This is a genomic window from Actinomadura macra NBRC 14102 (genome assembly GCF_001552215.1).
GTDB lineage: Bacteria > Actinomycetota > Actinomycetes > Streptosporangiales > Streptosporangiaceae > Spirillospora > Spirillospora macra.
On record NZ_BCQT01000018.1, the window covers coordinates 331 to 23,719 of the forward strand.

Consider the following 23,389-nt stretch of genomic DNA (forward strand, 5'->3'; position numbering starts at 1 on the left):
ATGTTGCCGTTGGTGGATCTGTCGCAGGTCGAGATCGATCGGGTTGTGGCCGGAGTCGATGGCGGTGCGGAGAATGTGGCGGACGTCTATCCGCTCGCGCCGATCCAGGAGGGCATGCTCTTCCACCACCTCATGGCAAGTGGTGGCGAGGACGTCTATGTGACGGCGCGCGTGCTGGAATTCGACTCACGGAACCGGTTGGACGGGTTCGTCCAGGCGTTGCAGCAGGTGGTGGATCGCCATGACATCTACCGGACGGCTGTGGTCTGGGATGGGCTGCGCGAGCCGGTCCAGGTGGTGTGGCGGCGCGCCGTCCTGCCGATGACAGAACACCTCCTGCGGCTCGAACGGCCCGGCGAAGACGCACGCCCGTCGGACGCGATCGACGCGCTGATGGCTGCGGGTGGCGCGGCGATGGACCTGGGGCGGGCCCCGCTCGTCGATCTGCATGTGGCCGAACTGCCCGGGGGACGCTGGCTCGGGCTGGTGCGGATGCATCACATGTTGCAGGACCACCTGGGCATGGACGTCCTCCTTCGGGAAATGCGCGCGGTGCTCGCCGGACGAGTGGAGCACTTGGCGCCTGCACTGCCGTTCCGCAATTTCGTGGCTCAGTCCCGGGATGTGTCCCGATCTGAGCATGAGCGTTTCTTCGCTGATCTGCTGGGTGATGTGACCGAGGCGACCGCGCCGTTCGGGTTGATGGACGTCCGGGGCGACGGCGCCGATGTCGGCTCGGTAGTGGTCCCGGTGGACGACGAGGTCGTTTCCCGGTTGCGTGAGGTGGCGCGGCAGTTGGGCGTGAGTCCGGCGACGGTTCTGCATGTGGCGTGGGCGCGGGTGTTGGCGACGTTGTCGGGCCGTGAGGACGTGGTGTTCGGAACGGTGCTGTTCGGGCGGATGAATGCCGGTGCCGGCGCTGATCGGGTGCTGGGACCTTTCATCAACACCTTGCCGGTGCGGGTCCGGACGGGTGGGACGGGGGTGCGGGCGGCTGTTGAGGAGATGCGCGTCCAGTTGGCGGGGTTGCTGGAGCACGAGCACACACCGTTGGCGGTGGCTCAGCAGGCCAGCGGAATCGTAGGAAACACGCCCCTGTTCACCTCGCTGTTCAACTACGTCCACGCCGACCAGATCCGATCCGATCATTTGTCCGCCGAACAAGTCCCCGCAGATCAAGGTTCCGCAGATCAAGGTTCCGCAGATCAGGTTCCCGCCGACCAGATGCCCGCAGACCAGGCGGTGGACGAAGCCCGGGAGTTACCGATCGAGGGAATCCGGAGCCTCCTCGACCGGGACCGGACGAACTACCCGCTGACCGTGGGTGTCAATGACGACGGCGCCGCCAGGCTCAGCGTGACGGTCCAAGCCGTCGGGTCCATCGACGCGCCCGCGGTCGGCCGCCGGCTGGGCATCGCGATGCAGAACCTTGTCGACGCTCTGGCCGGCACGCTGCGCGGTGCTCCGGACACCCCGCTGCGATCGATCGACGTACTCGGCGAGCGTGAGCGCGACCGGTTGCTGAGCGGTTGGAACGACACCGCCGCAGCCCTCCCGGACTCCTCGGTCACCGAACTGTTCGAGCGGTGGGCGACGGCCACGCCGGACGCGGTGGCGGTGGTGGCGGACGGAACGGAACTGTCGTACGGGGAGCTGAACGGGCGGGCGAACCGGCTGGCCCGGTGGCTGATCGCGCGCGGCGCGGGACCGGAGCGGTTCGTCGCGGTGGGGTTGCCCCGCTCGGCGGACCTGCTGGTGGCGCTGCTGGCGGTGGCCAAGTCGGGAGCCGCGTACCTGCCGGTCGACGTGGACTATCCGGCCGAGCGGCTCGCGCTGATGATCGCCGACGCCGCGCCGATCGCGGCGGTGACGTGCGAGCGGCTGGCGGGGCTGCTGCCGGCCGCCGGGACGACCGTGGTCGTGGACGACCCGGACACCGCCGAGGCGGTCGCGGCATGCTCGGCGGCGGACGTGACCGACGCCGACCGGACCGCGCCGGTCGCGGACGGCCACCCCATGTACGTGATCTTCACGTCCGGGTCCACGGGCCGGCCCAAGGGAGTGGTGATCCCCCGGCTGGCTTTGGTGAACCTGCTGGTCGGGATGCAGGAGCAGGTGAACCTGCAAGCGGGCGAGCGGCTGCTGGCGGTGACCACGGTCGGATTCGACATCGCCGGCCTGGAGCTGTTCCTGCCGCTCGTGCGCGGCGGCACGGTGGTGCTGGCCGGCAAGGACGTCCTGTACGACCCAGAGGCGCTGGGACGGCTGGTCGCCGACACCGGGGTCGGTGTCGTCCAGGCCACGCCGAGCCTGTGGCGGTCGGTGCTGACGGGCGGTGGCGTCGATCTGGCAGGGCTGCGGGTGCTGGTCGGCGGTGAGGCGCTGGCGGCGGATCTGGCGGCCGCGCTGGCGGAGTCCGCCGATGCGGTGCTGAACGTGTACGGGCCGACGGAGACGACCATCTGGTCGACGTCGGCGCCGCTGGCCCGGGGGGTGACCGGGGAGCCGCCGATCGGCCGGCCCATCGCCAACACCCGGGTGTTCGTCCTGGACGCGGCGTTGCGGCCGGTACCGGCGGGTGTGGCGGGGGAGCTGTACATCGGTGGCAGCGGGTTGGCGCGCGGCTACCTGCGCCAGCCGGCACTGACCGGGCAGCGGTTCGTCGCCTGCCCCTTCGGCCCGGCCGGGGCGCGGATGTACCGCACCGGGGACCTGGTGATGTGGGGCGCGGACGGCCGGCTCGCGTTCATCGGCCGGGTGGACGAACAGGTCAAGATCCGCGGGTTCCGGATCGAGCTCGGCGAGATCGAGGCCGTCCTGCTGACGCACCCGGGCGTGTCGCGGGCCGTGGCGATCACCCGGGAGGACACGCCGGGCGACAGGCGCCTCGTCGCCTACGTCGTGCCGGACACCGACGGCGCCACGTCCGCGGATGTGACCGCGAACGGAGTGGCGGACGCTGCCGCGAACGGAGCCGCGGATGTGGCCGCGGACGATGTCGCGGATGGTGACTTGCGGGGGTTCGTCGCGCGGTGGCTGCCGGAGTACATGGTGCCGGCGGCCGTGGTCACGCTGCCGGAGCTGCCGTTGACGGCGAACGGGAAGCTGGATCGGCGGGCGTTGCCGGCACCCGAGTACACCGCGGGCGAGGGCCGTGGCCCGTCGACGGTCCAGGAGGAACTCCTGTGCGGGACGTTCGCGCAGGTGCTCGGCGTGGAGTCGGTGGGGGTGCACGACAGCTTCTTCGACCTCGGCGGGCATTCGCTGCTGGCGGTCCGGTTGGTGTCGCGTATCCGGGCTCTGCTCGGCCTGGAGGTCGAGGTCCGGACGCTGTTCGACGTGCCGACGGTGGCGGGGCTGGCCGCACGGCTGGTCGCGGACGGCGCGGGCCGGGCCCGGACGCCGCTGCGGGCCGGCGCGCGCCCCGAGCGGGTACCGCTGTCGTTCGCGCAGCGCCGGCTGTGGTTCCTGGCCCGGCTGGAGGGCCCGAGCCCCACCTACAACCTTCCGATGATCATCCGTCTGGCGGGTGGGCTGGACATCGCGGCGCTCACGGCGGCCCTGCGGGACGTGATCGGACGCCACGAGTCGCTGCGCACGGTCTTCCCGGTGGCGGACGGCGAGCCGTACCAGCGGATCCTGGACGCGGTGGACCTCGAATGGGCCCCGGAGGTGCGTCGGGTCGACCCCGGCGGGCTGGGCGAGGCGGTGGCGCAGGCGAGGGGGCACGCGTTCGACCTGGCGGTGGAGATGCCGATCCGGGCGTGGCTGTTCGAGACCGGGACGGACGAGCGGGTACTGACGGTGGTGGTGCACCACATCGCCGGTGACGGCTGGTCGATGGGCCCGCTGGCCCGGGACCTGTCGGCGGCGTACGCGGCGCGGCTTCAGGGGCAGGCTCCGGAGTGGGAGCCGCTGCCCGTCCAGTACGCCGACTACGCGTTGTGGCAACGGGAGCTGCTCGGTGAGGAGGATGACCCGGACAGTCTGCTGGCGGCGCAGGTCGGCTACTGGCGGCGGACCCTCTCCGGTGCGCCGGAGGAACTGGTGCTGCCGGTCGACCGGTCCCGTCCGGCGGCGGCGGGTCACCGCGGGCATCAGGTGGCGGCGCTGGTTCCGGAGCCGGTGCACGGACGGCTGGCGGCGCTCGCCCGCGCCGAGGGCGTCACGCTGTTCATGGTGTTGCAGGCCGCGCTGGCGGTGACCCTGTCGCGGCTCGGCGCCGGGACCGACATCCCGGTCGGGACGGCGGTCGCGGGGCGGACCGACGAGGCGCTGGACGACCTGGTCGGCTTCTTCGTCAACACCCTGGTGATCCGCACGGACCTGTCCGGTGACCCGGAGTTCCGGGAGGTCCTCGGCCGGGTGCGCGATGCGAGCCTGGACGCCCTGGCGCACCAGGACGTGCCGTTCGAGCGGCTGGTCGAGGAGCTGGCCCCGTCCCGGTCCTTGGCACGGCATCCGCTGTTCCAGGTGATGCTGACCGTCGAGAACACCGGCCGCGCGGCATTGGAACTGCCGGGGGTGCGGGCAGGCAGCGGGCATTCCGCGGCGGACGGTCCGGCGCTGGTGCCCGCGAGGTTCGACCTTGACGTGATGCTCGGCGAGGTGGTCGACGACGAGGGGCGTCCGGCCGGATTGCGCGGGTCGGTGACCGGGTCGGCGGACCTGTTCGACGCCGGCACGGTCGAGGCCGTCGCCCGGCGCTTCGTGCGGGTGCTGGAGCGGGTGGCCGAGGCTCCGGCCGTGCGGCTGCACGCGGTGGACGTCCTCGACGACGAGGAGCGGGAGCTGCTGCTGACCGGCTGGAACGACACCGCGGCGGCGCGTCCGGACGTGCTCGTGCCGCGGTCGTTCGAGCGGTGGGCGGCTGCCGCACCGGACGCGGTGGCGGTGGTGGCGGACGGCGCCGAGGTGCCGTACGGGGACCTGGACGCGGCGGCGAACCGGATGGCGCACTACCTGCGCGGCAGGGGTGTGGGCGCGGAGTCGGTGGTGGGACTGTGCCTTCCCCGCGACGCACGAATGATCACCGCGATCCTGGGCGTGTGGAAGGCCGGGGCGGCCTATGTTCCGGTCGACACGCGCTATCCGGCCGAGCGCGCCGGGTTCATGCTCGCCGACAGCGGCGCGGAACTGGTGGTGACCACCCGGGACGTGCTGGACGGGCTGCCACCCGGCCGGGCGCGGGCAGTGGCCCTCGACGATCCGGAGACCATGGCGGAGCTCGCCGGGTGCCCCGAGACCACGGTGGAGGACGCCGGCGCCGGGCCCGGCGCGCTCGCCTACGTGATCTACACGTCGGGGTCGACCGGAACGCCGAAGGGCGCGGCGGTCACCCACGGCTCGCTGGCGAACCTGGTGTCGGTGTTCGGCCCGGTGATGGGCGCGGCCCCCGGCGAAGGCGTGCTGCAGTTCGCGTCGTTCAGCTTCGACGCGTCGGTCCTGGACGTGGCGGTGGCGCTGGCGCACGGCGCGACGCTGTGGGTGGCCGGCGAGCGGCAGCGTTCGCAGCCCCGGCTGCTGCGCGAGCTGTCCGGGGTGACGGCGGCGAGCGTGGTGCCGTCGCTGCTGGGCGTGCTCGACCCGCGGGACCTGGCCCATGTCGGAACGGTGCTGGTGGGCGCGGAGGCGATCAGCGAGGCGGCGGCGCGGACGTGGTCCTCGGGGCGGCGCCTGGTGAACACCTACGGGCCGACCGAGGCGACGGTCATGGTGGCGTCGGGGGCGGTGGATCCCGACCGTCCCGGCCCGGTGCCGTTCGGACGTCCGATCGCCGGCGCCCGGCTGTACGTCCTGGACGAGCGGCTCCGGCCGGCCCCAGTCGGGGTGGCCGGCGAGCTGTACATCGCCGGGGTCGGGCTGGCGCGGGGATATGTGCGTCGCCCGGGACTGACCGGCGAACGCTTCGTGGCGTGCCCGTTCGGGGACGCCGGTGAGCGGATGTACCGGACCGGGGACCTGGCCACATGGGCTCCCGACGGCCAGCTGATGTTCGCGGGCCGCGCCGACGACCAGGTGAAGATCCGCGGCTTCCGGATCGAGCCCGGCGAGGTCGAGGCCGTCCTGCACTCGCATCCGGCCATCACCCGGGCGGCCGTGGTCGCCAGGGAGGACTCCCCCGGGGACAGGCGCCTCGTGGCCTACGTGGTGCCCACCGAGGTGCTCGACACCGATGCGCTGGACGCGGAGCTGCGGGAACTCGTGGCGCGGCGGCTGCCGGAGCACATGGTCCCGGCCGCGGTGGTACCCCTGCCCGAGCTCCCGCTGACCCCCAACGGCAAGCTCGACCGCCGGGCGTTGCCGGCCCCGGAGTACGCCGCGGGTGCGGGCCGCGCTCCGGCGACGGTGCGGGAGGAGATCCTGTGCGCGGCGTTCGCCGAGGTCCTGGGGCTGTCGTCGGTGAGCGTGGACGACGACTTCTTCCGCCTGGGCGGGCATTCGCTGCTGGCGGTGACGTTGGTGGAGCTGATGCGGACGCGCGGGGTGCCGGTGTCGGTGCGGGCGCTGTTCGAGTCGCCGACACCGGCGGGCATGGCGCGGGCCGCCGGAGTCGAGGCGGTGGAGGTCCCGGCGAACCTGATCCCCGCGGACGCCGCGCGGATCACGCCGGAGATGCTGCCGCTGGTGGACCTCTCCCAGGACGAGGTGGACCGGATCGTCGCCGGCGTGCCCGGCGGCGCGGCGAACGTGGCGGACGTGTACCCGCTGGCGCCGCTCCAGGAAGGGATGCTGTTCCACCATCTGCTGGCGGGCGGCGGCGCGGACGCCTACGTGACGGTGTGGGGGCTGGAGTTCGACACCCGGGCGCGCCTGGACGGGTTCACGCGGGCGTTGCAGCAGGTGGTCGACCGGCACGACATCTACCGCACGGGCGTGATGTGGGAGGGGCTGCGCGAACCCGTCCAGGTGGTGTGCCGGCAGGTGACGCTGCCGGTGCGGGAACACGTGCTGGACTCCGCTGGACCCGAGCCGGTGGAGGCCCTGTCGGCCCTCGCGGGATGGGGCATGGACCTGGGCCGGGCGCCCCTGCTCGACCTGCACGTCGCCGAGGTGCACGACGGCCGGTGGCTCGGCGTGGTGCGGATGCACCACATGGTGCAGGACCACCAGGGCATGGACGTGCTGATGCAGGAACTGCGGCGCGTGCTCACCGGCAGGACGGAACGGCTGGCGCCCGCGCTGCCGTTCCGCAACTTCGTCGCCCAGACCCGCGAAGGCGTCTCCCGCGCCGACCATGAGCGGTTCTTCGCCGGCCTGCTCGGCGACGTGACCGAGACGACGGCACCGTTCGGCCTGATGGACGTCCACGGAGACGGCAGTGGCCTGGCCACCGAGCTGGTCCGGATTCCCGGTGCGGTCGTCACCGCGCTGCGGGCGACGGCGCGGCGGCTCGGAGTGAGCACGGCGACGGTGCTGCACGTGGCGTGGGCGCGGGTGCTGGCCACGCTCTCGGGACGTGACGATGTGGTGTTCGGCACCGTCCTGTTCGGGCGTATGAACGCCGGAGAGGGCGCCGACCGGGTCCAGGGCCCGTTCTTCAACACGCTGCCGGTGCGGGTCCGGACCGGCCGGATCGGGGTCCGCGCGGCGGTCGAGGAGATGCGGACCCAGCTGGCCGGGTTGCTGGAGCACGAGCACGCGCCGCTGGCGGTGGCGCAGCAGGCCAGCGGGATCGTGGGCAACACGCCGCTGTTCACCTCGCTGTTCAACTACCGGCACGCGGGCCAGGAGGCGGACCGCGCCCAGCAGGAGACCGTCGAGGGGATCCGGCAGGTCTTCACCCGGCTGCAGAACAGCTACCCGCTGACGGTGTCGGTGAACGACTGGGGCCGCGAGGAGCTCAGCTTCAGCGTGCTGGCGGTGGCGTCCATCGACGCGCGCGCGGTCGGCCACCTGATCCGCACTGCCGTGGAGAACATGGTCACCACGCTCAATCGGGCGCTGGACGATGGCCCGGATGCGGCCCTGCGGACCCTCGACGTCCTCGACGACGCGGAACGCCACCGGCTGCTGAGGGAATGGAACGACACGGCGGCGACAGCGACCCCGACCCCCAGCCTCGTGGAGTTGTTCGAACGCACGGCGAGCGCCGACCCGGAGGCCGTGGCGTTGCTCGCCGGCGGCACGGCGGTCTCCTACCGGGACCTGAACGCGCGCGCGGACCGGCTCGCGCACCATCTGCGGAACGCGGGCGTGGGCGCGGAATCGGTCGTGGCGCTGTGCCTGCCGTCCGGGGCGGAGACGATCACGGCGATCCTGGGCGTCTGGAAGGCCGGCGCGGCGTACCTGCCGATCGACGGGCGGCTGCCGGCGGACCGGATCGCGTTCATGCTCGCCGACAGCGGGACGCGGTTGCTGCTGGCGGACCGGACGGAGGCCGCGGCGCTGACCGGCGAGCCCGGGACGGACACGACGGCCCCGCCCGACGGCCAGAACGTCGCCGGTGTCCCCGTCATCTGGCTGGACGATCCGCACGCGCTGGACGCCCCGCGTGCGCTGGACGATCCGCGTGTGCTTGACGGGGGCGCCGCGCGCCCGCCGGCTCCGTCAGGGCCGGTGGCGGCGGACCCGTCCGCCCTCGCCTACGTGATCTACACCTCGGGTTCGACGGGGACACCGAAGGGCGTGGCGGTCACCCAGGGCTCGCTGGCCAACTACGTGACCTCGGTGTCGGCGCGCCTCGGCTGGTCCGGTGCGGGGGCGCGGTACGGGTTGCTGCAACCGCAGGTGACCGACCTGGGCAACACGGTGGTGTTCGTCAGCCTGGTCACGGGCGGGCAGCTGCACGTGCTGGACCAGGCGTCCGTCATGGACGCCGACACGGTGGCCGGATACCTCGCCGAGCACCGCATCGACTTCGTCAAGACGGTGCCCTCGCACATGGCCGCCCTGGCCGCCGCGGCGGGCATGGAGCGGGTCGTCCCGCGCCGGTCGTTGGTGCTCGGTGGGGAGGCGGCCCCCCTCGCCTGGGTGGACGATCTGGTCCGGACGGCCGGAGACCGGCGGGTGTTCAACCACTACGGTCCGACCGAGACCACGATCGGGATCGCTACCGCCGAACTGTCGCCCGCTTCGCTCGCCTCAGGCGTCGTGCCGATCGGCACGCCGATCGCCGGCACCCGCCTGTACGTCCTGGACGACGCGCTGATGCCCGTCCCGGTCGGGGTGGTCGGCGAACTGTACGCCGCCGGTTCGCCCGTCGCCCGCGGGTACGTCGCACGTCCCGGCCTCACCGGGCAACGGTTCGTGGCATGCCCCTTCGGGGCCGGGGAGCGGATGTACCGCACCGGAGACCTCGCCCGGTGGACCCCGGACGGGCAACTCGTGTTCGCCGGCCGGGCGGACGAGCAGGTGAAGATCCGCGGTTTCCGGATCGAACCCGCGGAGATCGAGGCGGCCCTGCGCGCCTACCCCGGCGTCGCGCAGGCGGCCGTGGTCGCCCGCGAGGACACCCCGGCGGGCAGGCGCATCGTCGCCTACATCGTCCACGGCGACGGCGACCGCGACACCGGCCCTGGCGGTGACGGGCTCGCCGACAGCGGCCACGAGGCGTTGCGGGAGCACCTGACCCGTCGGCTGCCCGACTACATGGTCCCCGCCGCCATCGTTCCGCTCCCCGAACTCCCGCTGACCCCCAGCGGAAAACTGGACCGGGGGGCCCTGCCCGCGCCCGGCCGCACGGCGGCCAAGACCACCGCCCGCGAGCCCGCCAACGAGAACGAGGCGATCCTGTGCGAGGTCTTCGCCGAAGTACTCGAACGGGAGTCGGTCCAGGTGGACGACGACTTCTTCGACCTGGGCGGCCATTCCCTGCTCGCGATCCGGCTGCTGTCGCGGATCCGGTCCAGGCTCAGCGTGGAAGTCAAGATCCGGGCCCTGTTCGAGGCGCCGACCCCGGAACGGCTCGCGGCGAAGCTTGGAAGCCCGAAGAAGGCTCGACCGGCATTACGTCCGATGCGTAAGGAGAATCAGTGATGATTCCGTTGTCGTTCGCGCAGCGCCGACTGTGGTTCCTGAGCCAGCTGGAAGGCCCCAGCCCCACCTACAACCTTCCGCTGATGATCTCGCTCACCGGGAACCTCGACCCGGCGGCGCTGGACGCGGCGCTGCGGGACGTGATCGTTCGACATGAGGCGTTGCGCACCACCTTCCAGGTCGCCGACGGCGAGCCGTACCAGCACATCCTGAGCCCGCACGAGCTGGACTGGGAGTTGCAGGTACACCACGTCGCCTCCAACGAACTGCACGCGGCGGCCGAGCGCGCCGCGTGGCACACCTTCGACCTCTCCCAGGAGGTGCCGATCCGGGCGTGGCTCTTCCTCACGGGCGATGGCGAAGGTGAGAGCCTGGTCGTGATCCTGGTGCACCACATCGCCGGTGACGGCTGGTCGATGGGGCCGCTCGCCCGGGACGTGTCGACGGCGTACGCGGCACGGCTGGAGGGCCGGGAACCGGGCTGGGAACCACTGCCGGTGCAGTACGCCGACTATGCGTTATGGCAGCGGGAACTGCTGGGTGAGGAATCCGACCCGGAAAGCCTTGTCGTCGAACAGGTCGAGTACTGGCGGCGGACGCTCGCCGGAGCGCCGGAGGAGCTGACGCTGCCGGCGGACCGTCCGCGTCCGGCGGTCGCGACCCACCGCGGATACAGGGTGCCGTTACAGGCCCCACCCGACGTGCACGAACGGCTGGCGGAGCTGTCGCGCGCCGAGGGCGCCACCACGTTCATGGTGTTGCAGGCGGTGCTGGCCGTCCTGCTGCGCCGGCTCGGCGCCGGCACCGACATCCCGATCGGCGCGGTCGTCGCGGGACGCACCGACGAGGCACTGGACGACCTGGTCGGCTTCTTCGTCAACACCTTGGTGATCCGGGCGGACCTGTCGGGAGACCCGGCCTTCCGTGACGTGCTCGCCCGCGTGCGGGAGGTGAGCCTGGACGCGCTGGAGCACCAGGACGTGCCGTTCGAACGCGTCGTGGAGGAACTCGCCCCGGTGCGGTCGCTGAGCCGGAGCCCGCTGTTCCAGGTGGCGCTGACCGTCCAGAACACCAGGCGCTCGACGCTCCCGCTGCCCGACGTGCGCACCGACGGCGGCGCGGGCTCGGTCACGGACAAGCCCGCCATGGTGCCGGTCAAGTTCGACATCGATGTGGCGGTCTGGGAGGTGTACGACGAGCAGGGCGGTCCGGCGGGACTGCGCGGGTCGATGACGGTGGCGGCCGACCTGTTCGACGTGGAATCGGTCGTGACGTTCGCGCGACGGTGGGAGCGGGTCCTCGACCTCGTGACCGCGGCCCCTGACGTCCCGCTGCGCACGCTCGACATCCTCGACGCCCAGGAACGTAGCCGGATCCTCGACGAATGGAACGACACCGCGGTGGCGGGCCCGGCGTCCACCGTCGTGGAGCGGTTCGAACGGCAGGTCTCCGCCGCCCCGGACGCGGTGGCGGTGCTGGCCGGCGGCGTCGGCCTGTCGTATGCGGAACTGGACGCGTCGGCGAACCGGCTGGCCGGTCACCTGCGCGGCCTGGGGGTGGGCGCGGAGTCGGTCGTGGGCCTGTGCCTGCCACGTGGCGTGGAACTGGTGACGGCGATCGTCGCGGTCCTGAAGACGGGCGCGGCGTACCTGCCGATCGACGTGCGATACCCGGCGGAGCGGATCGGGTTCATGCTGGCCGACAGCCGCACACTGGTCGTGCTGGGCACCGGGGAAGTCCTCGATGAGCTGCCGCTGCGGGGATTCCTGCCGGTCGCGCTGGACGACCCGACCGTGCGGGCACAGCTCGCGGCGAGCCCGGACACGTCGCCGGACGTGACGATCCATCCGTCCGCTGCGGCGTATGTGATCTATACGTCGGGTTCGACGGGGACGCCGAAGGGTGTGGCGGCCACTCATGGTGGTGTGGCGAACCTGGTGGCGGCGCAGGCTAAGTGGTTCGGGGTCGAGCCGGGTTCGCGGGTGTTGCAGTTCGCGTCGGTGGGGTTCGACGCGGCGGTGTCCGAGGTGCTGGTGACGTTGTGCTCGGGAGCGGCACTGGTGATGGCGTCGGGCGAGGAGGAACTCGTCCCGGGTGCGGGGCTGGTGGAGCTGATCGCTGGTCACGGAGTCACGCATGCGACGGTGCCGCCTGCGGTGCTCGGGGCGTTGGACGTGGGTGATCTGTCGGCGGTGGAGACGTTGGTGTCGGCGGGTGAGGCCCTGGACGCGGGATTGGTCGACCAGTGGGCTTCGGGTCGTCGTTTGATCAATGCGTATGGTCCGACGGAGACGACGGTGTGTGCGTCGATGTCGGCGCCGTTGGCTGCGGGGGATGAGCCGACGATCGGCACGCCGATGGCCAACACGCGCGTGTTCGTCCTGGACGACACCCTCAACCTGGTCCCGGCGGGTGCCCTGGGGGAGCTGTATGTGGCGGGCGCCGGGCTGGCGCGGGGCTATGTGGGGCAGCCGACGCTGACGGGGCAGCGGTATGTGGCCTGTCCGTTCGGGCCGTCCGGTGAACGGATGTACCGAACGGGGGACCTGGCGAAGTGGACCTCTGATGGTCGGTTGGTGTTCGCCGGCCGGGCGGACGAGCAGGTGAAGATCCGCGGGTTCCGGATCGAACCCGGCGAGATCGAGGCCGCGCTGGCGGCGCATCCGGACGTGAACCAGGCCGCGGTGATCGCCCGCGAGGACACTCCGGGCGACAAGAGGCTCGTCGCCTACATCGTGGCCGCCGATCTCGACCCCGACTCCGACGTCGCCGCCGGTGATCTGCGGGAGTTCGTGGCGGCACGGCTGCCGGAGTACATGGTCCCGGCCACGGTGGTCACGCTCGCCGAACTACCCCTGACCGCCAACGGCAAGCTGGATCGCAAGGCCCTGCCCTCGCCCGACTACGCCGCCGGTGCCGGGGCGGGCCGGGGCCCGTCGACGGCGCAGGAGGAGATCCTCTGCGGGGCGTTCGCCGACGTCCTGGGCCTGGATTCGGTGGGCGTGGATGACAGCTTCTTCGAGTTGGGCGGGCATTCGCTGCTGGCCGTCCGGTTGGTGTCGCGGATCAGGACCGTCCTCGGCGCGGAGGTCGAGGTCCGGACGTTGTTCGAGGTGCCGACGGTCGCCGGGCTCGCCGCCCGCCTGGCCGGAGACGCCGTGGACCAGGCTCGCCTGCCGTTGCGGGCGGTGGAGCGTCCCGAACGCCCACCGCTGTCGTTCGCGCAACGCCGGCTGTGGTTCCTGGCCCAGTTGGAAGGCCCGAGCCAGACCTACAACGTTCCCACGCCCATCCGCCTGCCGGAGGTCGACGTCCCGGCGCTGCGTGCGGCGCTGCGGGACGTGATCGGACGCCACGAGTCGCTGCGGACGGTCTTCCCGTCCGTGGACGGTGAGCCTTACCAGCACATCCTGGATGTGCGGGATCTGGAGTGGGACCTCCAGGTGGTGCCGGTCGAGGCCGGGAGACTTTCGGAGTCCGTGAGGACCGCGTCGCGTTACGTGTTCGATCTGTCGGTGGAGGTGCCGATCCGGGCGTGGTTGTTCCAGGCCGGTTCGGATGAGCAGGTGTTGATGGTGGTGATGCATCACATTGCCAGTGATGGGTGGTCGCGTGGTCCGTTGGGGCGGGATGTGTCGGTGGCGTATGCGGCGCGGGTTCGGGGTGAGGCTCCGGTGTGGGAGCCGTTGCCGGTGCAGTATGCCGATTATGCGTTGTGGCAGCGTGAGCTGCTGGGTGAGGAGTCCGCCCCGGACAGCTTGTTGTCGGCGCAGGTGGAGTACTGGCGGCGGACTCTGTCGGGTGCGCCCGAGGAGTTGACGCTGCCGGTGGATCGTCCGCGTCCTTCGGTGGCGAGTCATCGTGGGCATGCGGTGCCGTTGCGGGTTCCGGCCGATGTTCATGAGCGGCTGGTGGAGTTGTCGCGTGCCGAGGGCGTGACGACGTTCATGGTCGTGCAGGCGGCTCTGGCGGTGACCCTGTCACGGCTGGGCGCCGGCACCGACATCCCGATCGGATCGGGCATCGCGGGCCGCACCGACGAAGCCCTCGACGATCTCGTCGGGTTCTTCGTCAACACGTTGGTGATCCGGACGGACCTGTCCGGCGATCCTGAGTTCCGGCACGTCCTGGCGCGGGTGCGTGAGGCGAGCCTGAGCGCTTTGGCGCACCAGGACGTCCCGTTCGAGCGGCTGGTCGAAGAGCTGGCACCAACGCGGTCGATGGCGCGGCATCCGTTGTTCCAGGTCGTGCTCACGCTGCAGAACGTCGAACGCGCGGCGCTGGACATCCCCGGCGCACGGGCGGGGGCCGGAGCGGTTCCCGGCCTGGACACCGCCGCGGCAACCGTGGTGAAGACCGACATGGACATCATGGTCGGGGAGGCGTTCGACGAGCACGGCCGCCCGATGGGGCTGCGCGGCTCGGTGACCGTGGCTGCGGACCTGTTCGACGCACCGGCGGCGGGCAGGTTCGCCGACTGGTTCACCCGCGTCCTCGACGTGGTGACCGCGGTCCCCGACGTCGCCTTGCACGCGGTGGACGTGCTCGACCCGCGGGAGCGCGACCAACTGCTCGCGGGCTGGAACGACACCGCGACCGGGACCCCGAGCGGAACGGGGCTCGACTCGTTCGAGCGGCAGACGGCGACAGCCCCGGACGCGGTGGCGCTGATCGGCGAGGGCGCGGAGCTGACCTACGCCGACCTGAACGCGTCGGCCAATCGGCTGGCCGGCTACCTGCGGGGCCTGGGGGTGGGCCCCGAGTCGGTGGTGGGCCTGTGCATGCCGCGCGGCGCGCAGCTCGTGACGGCGATCCTGGGCGTCCTGAAGACGGGAGCCGCGTATCTGCCGATCGATGCGCGGCTGCCCGCCGGCCGTCTGGCGTTCATGCTGGCCGACAGCAGGACGCAACTGGTGCTGGGCACGCAGGACGTGATCGACGATCTTCCTGCCGGACGGGTCCGTCTGATCGCGCTGGACGATCCGGCGATCGCCGTACACCTGGCCGGGTATCCCGACACGTCGCCGGACGTGACGATCCATCCGTCCGCTGCGGCGTATGTGATCTATACGTCGGGTTCGACGGGGACGCCGAAGGGTGTGGCGGCCACTCATGGTGGTGTGGCGAACCTGGTGGCGGCGCAGGCTGAGTGGTTCGGGGTCGAGCCGGGTTCGCGGGTGTTGCAGTTCGCGTCGGTGGGGTTCGACGCGGCGGTGTCCGAGGTGCTGGTGACGTTGTGCTCGGGTGCGGCACTGGTGATGGCGACGGCGGACGAACTGGTGCCGGGTGCGGGGCTGGCGGAGGTGGTGGCCGGTCATGGGGTGACGCACGCGACCGTGCCTCCGGCCGTGCTGGCCGCGCTGGATGCGGACGCTTTGGACTCGGTGGAGACGTTGGTGTCGGCGGGTGAGGCCCTGGACGCGGGTTCGGTGGAGCGGTGGGCTTCGGGTCGTCGTTTGATCAATGCGTATGGTCCGACGGAGACGACGGTGTGTGCGTCGATGTCGGTGCCGTTGGCTGTGGGGGATGAGCCGACGATCGGCGCGCCGATGGCCAACACGCGCGTGTTCGTCCTGGACGACACCTTGAACCCGGCGCCCGTCGGCGCGGTAGGCGAACTGTACGTCGCGGGTGCAGGTGTGGCCCGCGGATACGTGGGACGGCCGACCCTCACCGCCGAGCGGTTCGTCGCCTGCCCGTTCGGGCCGTCCGGTGAGCGCATGTACCGGACCGGGGACCTCGCCAAATGGACCTCCGCCGGGCGGCTGATGTTCGCCGGCCGCGCCGACGACCAGGTGAAGATCCGCGGATTCCGCATCGAGCCCGGCGAGATCGAGTCCGTGCTGCGCACTCACCCGGACATCGTCCAGGCCGCGGTGGTCGCCCGCGCGGACACCCCGGGGGACCGGCGTCTTGTCGCCTACATAGTGCCCGCGGATGCCGATGCCGACGCGGGCACCGGAGCCGCTGCCGACATCGACACCGGCGGGCTGCGGAAGTTCGTGGCGGGACGGCTCCCGGAGTACATGGTCCCGGCCGCCGTGGTCACCCTGGCCGGGCTGCCCCTGACCGTCAGCGGCAAGCTCGACCGCAAGGCACTGCCCGCCCCCGACTACGCCGCCGCGGCCGGAGCGGGCCGAGGCCCGGCGACCGTGCAGGAGGAGATCCTGTGCGGAGCGTTCGCCGAGGTGCTCGGCCTGGGCTCGGTGGGCGTGGAAGACGGCTTCTTCGACCTCGGCGGGCACTCGCTGCTGGCCGTCCGCCTCGTCTCCCGGATCAGGGCCGTGCTCGGAGTGGAGATCGAGGTCCGGACGCTGTTCGAGCTGCCGACCGTGGCCGGGCTGGCCGCCCGCCTGGCCGAGGGCGAGGCGGGCCAGGCCCGTACCCCGTTGCGGGCGGTGGAGCGGCCCGAGCGGATACCGCTGTCGTTCGCGCAGCGCCGGCTGTGGTTCCTGGCCCAGCTCGAAGGCCCGAGCGCGACCTACAACATTCCCGCCGTGCTCCGGTTGGCGGGCGACGTGGACATCGCCGCGTTGGCCGCGGCGCTACGGGACGTCATCGGGCGCCACGAGTCGCTGCGGACGGTGTTCCCGTCCGTGGACGGTGAGCCCTACCAGCACATCCTGGATGTGCGGGATCTCCAATGGGATCTGGCGGTGTCCCGGACAGATGCCGGGGACCTGGCCGAGTCCGTTGCGCAGGCCGGGCAGTACGCGTTCGATCTGTCGGTGGAGGTGCCGATCCGGGCGTGGTTGTTCCAGGCCGGTTCGGATGAGCAGGTGCTGGTGGTGGTGATGCATCACATTGCCAGTGATGGGTGGTCGCGTGGTCCGTTGGGGCGGGATGTGTCGGTGGCGTATGCGGCGCGGGTTCGGGGTGAGGTTCCGGTGTGGGAGCCGTTGCCGGTGCAGTATGCCGATTATGCGTTGTGGCAGCGTGAGTTGCTGGGTGAGGAGTCCGACCCGGACAGCTTGTTGTCGGCGCAGGTGGAGTACTGGCGGCGGACTCTGTCGGGTGCGCCGGAGGAGCTAGTGCTGCCGGTGGACCGTCCGCGTCCTTCGGTGGCCAGTCATCGTGGGCATGCGGTGCCGTTGCGGGTTCCGGCCGATGTTCATGAGCGGCTGGCAGAACTGGCCCGGGCAGAAGGCGCCACGACGTTCATGGTCGTGCAGGCCGCTCTGGCGGTCACCCTGTCACGGCTCGGCGCCGGCACCGACATCCCGATCGGATCGGGCATCGCGGGCCGCACCGACGAAGCCCTCGACGATCTCGTCGGGTTCTTCGTCAACACGTTGGTGATCCGGACGGACCTGTCCGGTGACCCCGAGTTCCGGCACGTCCTGGCGCGGGTGCGCGAGACGAGCCTGAGCGCCTTCGCACATCAGGACGTCCCGTTCGAGCGGCTCGTGGAGGAGTTGGCCCCCGAGCGGGCGATGGCGCGGCACCCGTTGTTCCAGGTGATGCTCACCTTGCAGAACGTCGAACGCGCGGTGCTGGACCTGCCCGGCGCCCGCATGGGAGCCGCCCCGGCGACCGACGCCGCGATGATCGCATCAGTGAAGACCGACCTCGATGTGATGGTCGGCGAGGTGTTCGACGACGAGGGCCGTCCGGCGGGATTGCGCGGGTCGGTGACGGCGGCGGCCGACCTGTTCGACGCGCCCACGGCGGAACGGATCGTGGACTGGTTCGTCCGCGTACTGGACGAGGTGACCGCCGACCCGGAAATCGCCCTGCACGCGGTCGACGTCCTCGACGCCGAGGAGCGCGAGCGGCTCCTCGTCTCGTGGAACGACACCGCGGCCGAAACGGAAACGGCGGGAACGACCGTCCTCGACCTGTTCGCGCGGCAGGTGGCGGCCGCCCCGGACGCGGTGGCGGTGCTCGCCGGCGCGACAGAGACGACCTACGCCGAACTGGACGCGCGGGCGAACCGGCTGGCCGGTCATCTGCGTGATCTGGGTGTGGGCGCGGAGTCGGTGGTCGCGCTGTGCCTGCCGCGTGGCGTGCCGCTGATCGCGACGATCATGGCGGTGTTGAAGGCCGGCGCGGCGTACCTGCCGATCGACGCACGGCTGCCGGCCGAACGTGTCGCGTTCATGCTCGCCGACAGCCGTACGCGGCTCCTGCTGGGCACCCGCGGGGCGCTGGACCACCTGCCGCCCGGGGACGCTCAAGTGATCGCCCTCGACGATCCGTCGACCGCCGCCACCCTCGACCGCCGCTCCGACACGGTCCCGGACGCTCTCGTGGATCCGTCTGGTCTGGCGTATGTGATCTATACGTCGGGTTCGACGGGGACGCCGAAGGGTGTGGGGGTGACGCATGGCGGTGTGGTGAATCTGGTGGCGGCGCAGGCGCGGCATTTCGGGGTTGAGCCGGGTTCGCGGGTGTTGCAGTTCGCGTCGGCGGGGTTTGATGCGGCGGTTTCGGAGGTGCTCGTCACGTTGTGTTCGGGTGCGGTGTTGGTGATGGCCTCGGCCGAGGAGGAGCTCGTCCCGGGTGCGGGGCTGGTGGAGCTGATCGCCGATCGCGGGGTGACGCATGCGACGTTGCCGCCTGCGGTGTTGGCGGCGTTGGATGCGGTTGCTTTGGGTTCGGTGGGGACGTTGGTGTCGGCGGGTGAGGCTTTGGATGGGGGGTTGGTGGGGCGGTGGGCTTCGGGTCGTCGTTTGATCAATGCGTATGGTCCGACGGAGACGACGGTGTGTGCGTCGATGTCGGTGCCGTTGAGGGTCGGGGATGACCCGACGATCGGCGTCCCCATGGCCAACACACGCGCGTTCGTCCTGGACGAAGCTCTCAGCCCCGTACCGGCGGGGGCCATCGGCGAACTGTACGTCGCGGGCGCAGGAGTGGCCCGCGGCTACGTGAACCGTCCGACTCTGACAGGGCAGCGGTTCGTGGCGTGTCCGTTCGGCGCTGATGGCGAGCGGATGTACCGGACCGGGGACCTGGTCAAGTGGACGTCGGCCGGCCGGCTGATGTTCGCCGGTCGCGCGGACGAGCAGGTGAAGGTCCGGGGGTTCCGGATCGAGCCCGGGGAGATCGAGGCCGTCCTGCGCACCCATCCGGACGTGGTCCAGACCGCCGTGATCGCCCGCGAGGACAGCCCGGGTGACAAACGACTTGTCGCCTACGTCGTCCCCGCCGACCCCGATGCCGCCCTTGACTCCGCTGAACTCCGGGCCCACATGACCGAGCGGTTACCGGAATACATGGTGCCCGCCGCCGTCGTTCCGCTGGCCGGACTGCCGCTCACCGTCAGCGGCAAGCTCGACCGCAGGGCGCTACCCGCCCCCGATTACGCCGCCGGTGCCGGGACGAGGCGCGACCCGTCCACCCCCCAGGAGGTGGCCCTGTGCGCGGCGTTCGCCCAGGTGTTGGGCGTCGAATCCGTGGGACTGGACGACAGCTTCTTCCATCTGGGCGGACACTCGCTGCTGGCGGTCCGGCTGGCGTCGCGGATCAGGTCCGCGCTCGACGTGGAGATCGAGGTCCGGACGCTTTTCGAGACGCCGACCGTGGCGGGATTGGCCGCGCGGCTGGCGATGCCGGGCGTCGGACGGGCACGAGCGGCGTTGCAGGCGCGCGAACGTCCGGAACAAGTGCCGTTGTCGTTCGCCCAGCGCCGCCTGTGGTTCCTGGCCCAGTTGGAAGGGCCGAACCCCACCTACAACATCCCGATGCCGATCCGGTTGCCGGGTGTGGACGCCTCAGCGCTGGGCGTGGCGCTGCGGGACGTGATCGGCCGTCACGAGTCGCTGCGGACGGTGTTCCCGTCCGTGGACGGTGAGCCCTACCAGCGGATCCTGGACATGGAAGAGCTTGACTGGGACCTGGACGTGGTGCCGGTCGAGGCCGGGGACCTGGCGGAGGCCGTGGGCCAGGCGTCGCGGTACCCGTTCGACCTGGCGACCGAGATGCCGATCCGGGCGTGGCTGTTCCAGGCCGATCCGGACGAGCGGCTCCTGCTGGTGGTGATGCACCACATCGCCAGCGACGGATGGTCAATGGCCCCGCTGAGCCGGGATCTGTCGGTGGCGTATGCGGCGCGGCTTCGGGGTGAGGCGCCGGAGTGGGAGCCGCTGCCGGTTCAGTATGCGGACTATGCGTTGTGGCAGCGTGAGCTGCTGGGTGAGGAGTCCGACCCGGAGAGTCTGCTGTCGGCGCAGGTGGAGTACTGGCGAACGACGCTCGCCGGGGCCCCAGAAGAGCTGATGCTGCCGGTGGACCGGCCCCGTCCGGCGGTGGCCGGCCATCTCGGGCACGCCGCGGCGGTCGAGATCTCCGCCGAGGTGCACGCGCGTCTGGCGGACCTGGCGCGGACCGAGAGCGTGACCACGTTCATGATCGTGCAGGCCGCGCTGGCGGTGACGCTGTCACGGCTCGGCGGCGGTGTCGATATCCCGATCGGGTCGGGTGTGGCGGGCCGTACCGATGAGGCGCTGGACGATCTGGTCGGCTTCTTCCTGAACACGTTGGTGATCCGGACGGATCTGTCGGGTGACCCTGAGTTCCGGCAGGTCCTGGCGCGGGTGCGTGAGGCCAGCCTTGGTGCGTTGGCGCATCAGGACGTCCCGTTCGAGCGGCTGGTGGAGGACCTGGCGCCAAAGCGGGCAATGGCGCGGCATCCGTTGTTCCAGGTCGTGCTCACGCTGCAGAACATCGAGCGGGCGGCGCTGGAGTTGCCCGGTGTGCGCGCGGGAGTCGCCTCGGGAGTCGGCGTCGCCATGACTCCGGTGAAGACCGATATGGACGTGATGATCGGAGAGGTGTTCGACCGCGACGGCCGTCCGGCCGGATTACGCGGGTCATTGACGGTCGCTGCGGACCTCTTCGACGCCCCGGCGGCGGCCAAGCTCGCGGATCGGTTCGCGTGCGTGCTGGACACGGTGACCGCGACCCCGGACATCGCTCTTCATGCGGTGGACGTCCTGGACCCGCAGGAGCGGGCTCAGCTTCTCGTCGGCTGGAACGACACGGAGACCGAGACTCCCGATGCGTCGGTCGTAGAGCTGTTCGAGCAGCGGGCGGCGGCGATCCCGGATGCGGTGGCGGTGGTCGGGGGTGGTGTTGAGCTGTCTTTCGCTGAGTTGGATGTGCGGGCGAATCGGTTGGCGGGCTATCTGCGCGGGCTGGGCGTGGGCGCGGAGTCGGTGGTGGGGTTGTGTATGCCGCGTGGTGTGGAGTTGGTTGCGGCGATTGTGGGTGTGTTGAAGGTGGGGGCGGCGTATCTGCCGATCGATGCGCGGCTTCCTGCTGAGCGCGTGGAATTCATGCTGAGCGACAGCCGCACGCAGCTGGTGCTGGGCACACACGAAGTGCTGGACGAGCTGCCGCTACGAGGCGTCGTGCCGGTGGCGGTGGACGAACCGCAGGTCCAGGTGCAGATCGCGGCATATCCGGATGCGTCGCCGGGTGTGGTGGTGGATCCGTCTGGTCTGGCGTATGTGATCTATACGTCGGGTTCGACGGGGACGCCGAAGGGTGTGGCGGCCACTCATGGTGGTGTGGTGAATCTGGTGGCGGCGCAGGCGCGGCATTTCGGGGTTGGGTTGGGTTCGCGGGTGTTGCAGTTCGCGTCGGCGGGGTTTGATGCGGCGGTGTCGGAGGTGCTCGTCACCTTGTGTTCGGGTGGGGTGTTGGTGATGGCGTCGGCGGAGGAGGAGCTCGTCCCGGGTGCGGGTCTGGTGGAGTTGGTCGCCGATCAGGGGGTGACGCATGCGACGTTGCCGCCTGCGGTGTTGGGGGCGTTGGATGCCGATGCGTTGTCGTTGGTGGGGACGTTGGTGTCGGCGGGTGAGGCTTTGGATGTGGGGTTGGTGGGGCGGTGGGCTTCGGGTCGTCGTTTGATCAATGCGTATGGTCCGACGGAGACGACGGTGTGCGCGTCGATGTCGGTGCCGTTGGCTGTGGGGGATGAGCCGACGATCGGCACGCCGATGGCCAACACGCGGCTTTTCGTGCTGGATGGGGCGCTTGGTCCGGTGCCGGTGGGTGTGGTGGGTGAGTTGTATGTCGCGGGGGCCGGTGTGGCGCGCGGTTACGTGAATCGTCCGGCTTTGACGGGTGAGCGGTTTGTGGCGTGTCCGTTCGGCGCTGATGGTGAGCGGATGTATCGGACGGGTGATCTGGTGAGGTGGACGTCGGATGGCCGGTTGATGTTCGTGGGTCGTGCGGATGAGCAGGTGAAGGTGCGGGGGTTCCGGATCGAGCCTGGGGAGATCGAGGCGGTTGTGCGGGCTCATCCGCAGGTGGCGCAGGTCGCGGTGGTCGCCCGGGAGGACACTCCGGGTGACAGGCGGCTTGTCGCCTACACCGTCCCGGCTGACACCGAGGTTGATGCCGTTGGGTTGCGGGAGTTTGTGGGGGCGAGGCTGCCGGATTACATGGTGCCCGCCGCCGTTGTCACTCTGCCTGAGTTGCCGCTGACGGTCAGCGGCAAACTCGACCGCCGTGCTTTGCCGGCTCCGGAGTACGCCGCTGGTGCAGGGGGAGGTCGTGGGCCGGCGACGGTCCAGGAGGAGATCTTGTGCGCGGCGTTCGCCGACGTGCTGGGCCTGGACTCGGTCGGCGTGGACGACGGCTTCTTCGACCTCGGCGGGCACTCGCTGCTGGCAGTGCGGTTGGTATCGCGGATCAGAGCCGTCCTTGATGTGGAGATCGAGGTCCGGACGTTGTTCGAGGCGCCCACGGTCGCCGGACTGGCCGCCTTACTGGCGAAGATGGGACCAAGACGGACGCGCGTCGCCCTGCGGGCGGCTGCGCGTCCGGACCGGGTGCCGTTGTCGTTCGCGCAGCGCCGCCTCTGGTTCCTCGGTCAGTTGCAGGGGCCGAATCCGGCTTACAACCTTCCGATGCCGCTTCGGCTGTCCGGGGTGGACGTGGCGGCGCTGGGTGCGGCGTTGCGCGATGTGATCGGGCGCCACGAGTCGCTGCGGACGGTGTTCCCGTCCGTGGATGGTGAGCCCTATCAGCGGGTCCTTGAGCCCGATGAACTGGACTGGGATCTCCAGGTGTCCGACGTCGAGGCCGAGGGACTGCCGGAGGCCGTGACCGAGGCGGCACGGTACCCGTTCGACCTGGCGACCGAGGTGCCGATCCGGGCGTGGCTACTCCAGGCCAGTCCGGACGAGCAGGTTCTCGTGGTCGTCATGCACCACATCGCCAGTGACGGCTGGTCCATGGTGCCGTTGGGCCGGGACGTGTCCACGGCATACGCGGCGCGGCTTCGGGGCGAGGCGCCGGATTGGGAGCCGCTGCCCGTTCAGTACGCCGACTATGCGTTGTGGCAACGAGAACTGCTGGGCGGGGAGTCCGATCCCGAGAGTCTCCTGTCGAGGCAGATGGAGTACTGGCGGAACGCCCTGGACGGAGCGCCGGAGGAGTTGGCGCTGCCGACGGATCG

General features: G+C 71.0%; 2 protein-coding genes (1 of these 2 cut by a window edge). Both read left to right on the forward strand.

Features of this window, described 5'->3' with window-relative positions:
* On the forward strand, window positions 1–9,978 hold the full coding sequence (locus tag AMA02S_RS27965; protein WP_067463616.1) for a non-ribosomal peptide synthetase: 9,978 nt from the start codon (window positions 1–3) through the stop codon (window positions 9,976–9,978).
* Window positions 9,978–23,389 carry the 5' portion of a non-ribosomal peptide synthetase gene (locus AMA02S_RS27970; RefSeq protein WP_067463619.1) on the forward strand. 9,790 nt of this gene lie beyond the right edge of the window, so 13,412 of the gene's 23,202 nt are visible here — the first part of the coding sequence; the start codon lies at window positions 9,978–9,980; its stop codon lies off the right edge, out of view. Before AMA02S_RS27965 ends, AMA02S_RS27970 begins: the two co-directional genes overlap by 1 nt.